The sequence below is a fragment of the Coleofasciculus sp. FACHB-712 genome, assembly GCF_014695635.1.
Lineage (GTDB): Bacteria > Cyanobacteriota > Cyanobacteriia > Cyanobacteriales > FACHB-T130 > FACHB-T130.
The window spans coordinates 1-5,071 of sequence record NZ_JACJOQ010000416.1; the positions used below are offsets into that span (position 1 = coordinate 1).

The 5,071-nt window shown below is 46.2% G+C and carries 2 protein-coding genes and 1 pseudogene; 1 reads left to right on the plus strand and 2 read right to left on the minus strand.

The features are described from left to right. Window positions 1-118 precede the first annotated feature (118 nt). Complete coding sequence (locus H6F50_RS12775; RefSeq protein ID WP_190428993.1) at window positions 119-544, minus strand: BON domain-containing protein; 426 nt, start codon at window positions 542-544, stop codon at window positions 119-121. Between the two features lie 909 nt (window positions 545-1,453). Between H6F50_RS12775 and H6F50_RS12780 the strand changes: the two genes are divergently transcribed. Beyond that, a complete protein-coding gene (locus tag H6F50_RS12780) occupies window positions 1,454-4,558 on the plus strand; it encodes a response regulator (RefSeq protein WP_190428994.1) in 3,105 nt (1,034 codons plus the stop codon). 40 nt (window positions 4,559-4,598) lie between these two features. Here the strand turns inward: H6F50_RS12780 and H6F50_RS12785 are convergent. Beyond that, window positions 4,599-5,071: pseudogene (locus H6F50_RS12785) on the minus strand (phospholipid carrier-dependent glycosyltransferase); the annotation flags it as partial.

Here is a 5,071-nt window from a genome sequence, read left to right on the forward strand (position 1 = left end):
TAATGCTGTTGTTCGGCAGTCAGGATAATTTGCTGGTTTTGAAATTGAGAGGGAGCGATCGCTAATCGTTGCAGCTGAGCCAATCTTTATCTCCCACTAACAGCAGACCTTTCTAATTTTATCGGACGGAACCTTCGTGGGTTTTAATTTGCACTTGGTGAAGGTCTACTGCTTTGGTGCCATCTACTTTGGCAGCAACCGCTTCGACATGGCTCAAAATTGATTGATCGGGTACAGAACCCGTGAGGATAATCGTGCCACCGTCTTGAGCGATTTCAAGAGTGTCAATATTTTTGAGGTTCGGCTCTTGATCAAATGCAGCAGCAACGCGCTTAGCTAATCCGTTAGCATCGTATTCCCCCTCAAAGCCCATGTATTCTGGCAATGTTGGAGGTTTATGCATCCCAGCCTTCTCACGCAACTCCCAATCATACTCACCCGTAAGTCCTGGACTCATTTGTTCTTCGACAGCCTGAGCGTCATGTTTGCTGTCTCCTTCTGAGCTGGTCTTCTGTTGTCCAAATTGCCTTTCTAACCAAGTCATAATTATTGTTTGCCTTCTAAGGATGTTTTATATTTTCTATTACACATCTATCCCAGTTCTGATTACATCCCTCATCAGAAATCAGTCTTCAGATATAGGACAAATTACTGTTTTTTTAGCTAAACAATAAACCTAGCTTAGGTGCATTTGTCAACTAAAATTTTTGTAATTTAATAATATATATAGCCAGCCTAAATGGTTTCTAAAGGCGAGATACCCGACTTCTCTAAGAAGTCAGGTATCTGAAGTGCTAGCATCTTACAGCTCAAATGAGATTGCTACTATATCACTAATTTAAAATTCAATAAAAAAATTAGACATACAAAATCTATTTTTATTTAGAAATTTTTAGAAAAATAAATTTTAGCAATTATTCAAGCAAAAAAATGACCAGCTATTAGCTTTACAATCTTTAAAGATTTAGATTTTTTTAAAAGTCGTATCAGCAACTACGAGGAGTTATTTATTCGGTCAAGAAGATACTGTCGCCAATCCTAAGAAATTGCCGCCCGAATCGGAAAGCCTGTACAGAGGGATGATGCCATAACCAACTTCTCAGACGTGGCATTTCAGGGGGCGAAGTATAGTAAATTCACCCTGTAGGTAGGGTCAGACATCATGCTTGTAGATACGAATTCTAAAAAAATATTGATCGAGTGTGGGCAAAAAACAAGCCAAACCAGCACACTGGAGGGACTCCGCAAGTAATCCCGATAACATTGATGAAAGATTAAAATATTTACAATACATAGCATCTCAATTACATTACCAAGCCAGTAGAGGTGGATTGGTTCCTAAGAATTTTCAAAGTAACCCTGGAAGTTTTAGCTCATAAAGATGGTAACGCTGCCGAAAGAGAGGGGAAATGCTGGAAGAAGACCCTCCAGTAAAAGAATTGGAGTGCAACCCATGCAGACTGAACCGATCGCCGTATTACTTGTGGAGGATAACCCTGGCGATGCCCGTCTCGTGCGGGAACTGCTGCGGGAAGTCAATGCTCCCCAGATAACGCTGATCCACGTTCAAACGCTCACAGAAGCCCTGGATTGCCTCGTCAGTTCAGAAGGGTTGAACGTTCAGAAGTTGAAGATTGAAAGGTTTAACCAACCAGCGAACCAGCAACCTTTTGAGCTGAAAGGCGATCGCCTCCCACTATCGATCGGGGTGATTTTGTTAGATTTATCGCTGCCAGATGCTCAGGGTTTAGAAACCGTCAGACGAGTCTGCAATGCTGTACCAGAAGTGCCGATTGTGGTGATGTCGGGGCTAGCCGATGAAGCGATCGCACTTTCTGCTGTACAAGAAGGAGCGCAAGACTATCTCGTCAAAGGTCATGCCGACAGCCATCTGCTGCTCCGCACCGTGCGATATGCCATTGAGCGTCAGCGGATGCAGATACGACTCCAACAAACCCAGCGAGCCTTGCAGCAACAACTGGAGCGAGAAGCCTTAGTAAACCGCATCACGACTGCCTTAAATTCTAATCTCGATCCAAAATCAGTCGTTGATGAAATTGTCCGACAGACGGCAGTCCCGATGAGCTGCGATTTCTGCATGGTAGTCCGAGACTTGTCGGAATCAAACCGAGTTTACATTGAAGCGGAGTATTGGCCCCATTTATCAGATGCCGTAAAGCCGATTTCTCAATCGCCCCTACAAGGGACAACCCTGTCCGTAGAAGGCTGGGAAATGGTGCGAAGTGAGTTGCTCGAAAACCGTCCGGTAGCGATCGCAAACACTACTGACTTTTGGTTGACCCCAGCCTATCAAGCGCTTTGTCCTGAGGCTAGACCAAGTACGATGCTCTTGGCTCCTATCTTCGTAAGAGAGCAATTCTACGGTTATCTAGTCGTCGGCTCGATCAAGCCGCGTCCGCCGTTCTTAGAATGGGAAATCCAACTGCTGCAACAGTTAGCTGGACAGACAGCGATCGCACTCTACAATGCCCACGAGCTTGAACAGCTAGAAAGCCTCGTTCAGGAGCGCACTCAGCAACTCGCTCAGGAAAAAACACTGCTGGAAGCCATTCTTGATTCCATTCAAGAGGGAATTACTGTCACTCAACCCGATGGTCAAATCGTGCTGTTAAACCGGGCGGCATTGCAGATATATGGTCTGGTCGGGAATGGTGTTACACCTACCTCCGCTCCAGGCTCTATGCCTCACGTCAAGAATTTTTTAACTAAATTAAAAGTCCGGAACCCAGATGGTTCCCGCCCTCGTCGGTCGGAGTTACCTCTAACAAGGGCACTTCAAGGGGAAGTTTTTACCGATCAGGAGCTGGTGGTACACGGTCTCAATGGAGAGCGCAAGTGGGTGAGTATCAATGGGGCGGCAATCCGCGATGACAGGGGGAAAGTCCTGCTGGCGGTCAATACGACGCGAGACATTACCGAGCGCAAACAAGCAGAAAAGGCACTGCAAGAATCGGAAACCAAATTCCGAACGCTCTATGAATCGACCAGCGCGGCGGTGATGCTGTTGGATGAACAAGAAATTTTCAATTGCAACAGTGCAACCCTACACCTATTTGGCTGTAATGGCTTGGAGGAGTTTTGCGGCAAACATCCCAGCACATTCTCACCACCAACTCAGCCCGATGGTCAAAGTTCCCTGACTCTAGCTTGCGATCGCATTACTACTGCCCTAACAGAAGGCAACTGTCGCTTTGATTGGATTTATCAGAAGTCGGATGGTACAGATTTTCCGGCAGAGGTGATGCTAACGGCAATCGAGCTGGACAACCGAAAAGTGCTGCAAGCGGTCGTGTATGACATTAGCGATCGCATGAACAAAGAAATCGAACTGCGGGAAGCAAAGGAAGCGGCAGAAGCGGGAAGTCGAGCAAAAAGTGAATTCCTTGCCACCATGAGCCACGAACTCCGAACGCCCCTTAACGCCATCTTAGGACTCTCTCACATCCTGCGGCAAGAAATTTTTGGCACAATCAATGAGAAACAGAAAGAGTATGTCACCTGCATTAATAACAGTGGCGAACATCTCCTATCGCTGATTAACGATATTCTTGACCTTTCTAAAGTCGAAGCAGGCAAAGAGAAACTCTGCCCGATGCCAATTATCGTGCCGAATTTGTGCGAATACGTCGTTACGATTATGCGGGAACAAGCCTACGAAGGAGGGCTACAACTCACCAGTGAAATTGACCCAGAAATTGATGTTTGTGTCGCCGATGAACGACGTCTAAAGCAGATGTTATTGAATCTGCTATCGAATGCCATTAAGTTCACACCATCGGGTCAAGTTTCCCTAATTGTGCAAAAGCAGGCTGGATGCATTGCGTTTACCGTAGCGGATACGGGCATTGGTATTGCCCCTGAGAAGCTGTCATTGTTATTTGAGCCATTTCGCCAATTGGACAGCGGACTGAACCGGCAGTTTGCTGGCACTGGTTTGGGGTTGTCACTGACTCGCAGTTTAGCCCGACTTCATGGTGGAGATGTGACGGTTTCCTCAACCCTAGGAAAAGGCAGTGAGTTTACTCTATATCTGCCCGATATGAGCAATGAATCAGTCTCCATCTATCAGTTTCCAAGCGAGGGGGGCGATTCTTCTTCATTGTCTTCTGGACTTAACAATGGCGAGTTAAAAGGCGAGTTAAAAGTCGCCGCCAACCCTTTTTCTATCCCTGGCAAAGGACGAATTCTAATTGTGGAAGACGATGAAAATAGTGGGTTGCTGTTGCAAGACTATCTCCAAGTCGTAGGCCATACCGTCGAACATTTGCTTGATGGGACGGATTTCCTTCAGCGAGTGCGAACCTTCCAGCCCGATCTGATTTTGTTGGATGTAAATTTACCCGGTGGATACAGCGGCTTAGATTTACTAAAAGACTTAAAACAGCAGCCGGAACTGGAAAGACTGCCAGTGGTAATGGTGACGGTAAATACAATGGCAGAAGATCGAGACCGTTTTCTAGAGGCTGGTGCTAATGATTATCTCAGCAAGCCGATAGGCATTCCTCAGTTGGAGTTAATTTTGATGAAACATCTCTGAAGAAGGCAAAAAGTAAAAGGCAAAAGAAAGAATTTTGTTTCTAATTCGGAATTTTTAATTCTTTCAGAATTTGCCAAGCTTTGACGAGATTGCCTTGCAGAAGCGTTGCTACGCCATTCAGGGCTTGAAGTTCGGATAAGTTCGGGTTGATGGCAAGAGCCGGTTTCAAAGCTTTCTGGGCGGCGGCGGGATGCCAATCGTACAGATGGACAAAGGCGAGATAGGCATAAGCGTAGGGATTTTGGGAGTCGATCTCAACGACTCGTTCTAAGGCAGCGATCGCACCTTTGACTTGTCGCTTTAGTGCCTTTGACAAAGCCAGCGTGTATGCCCAATCCCGGTTTTGCGGTTCCCGTTGCAGTCGGTATTCCAATGCCGTTAAGGTTTGATTTAGATAGTCTTGAATCGGGTCGTACTGGTTGATGCGCCCAGTTTCTTCAAATATCGACTCTAGAGCTTCTGTCCCTTGGGGTAAGGTAGCGGCTAGAGTCCGCAACTGAGTCAGCAAATCCA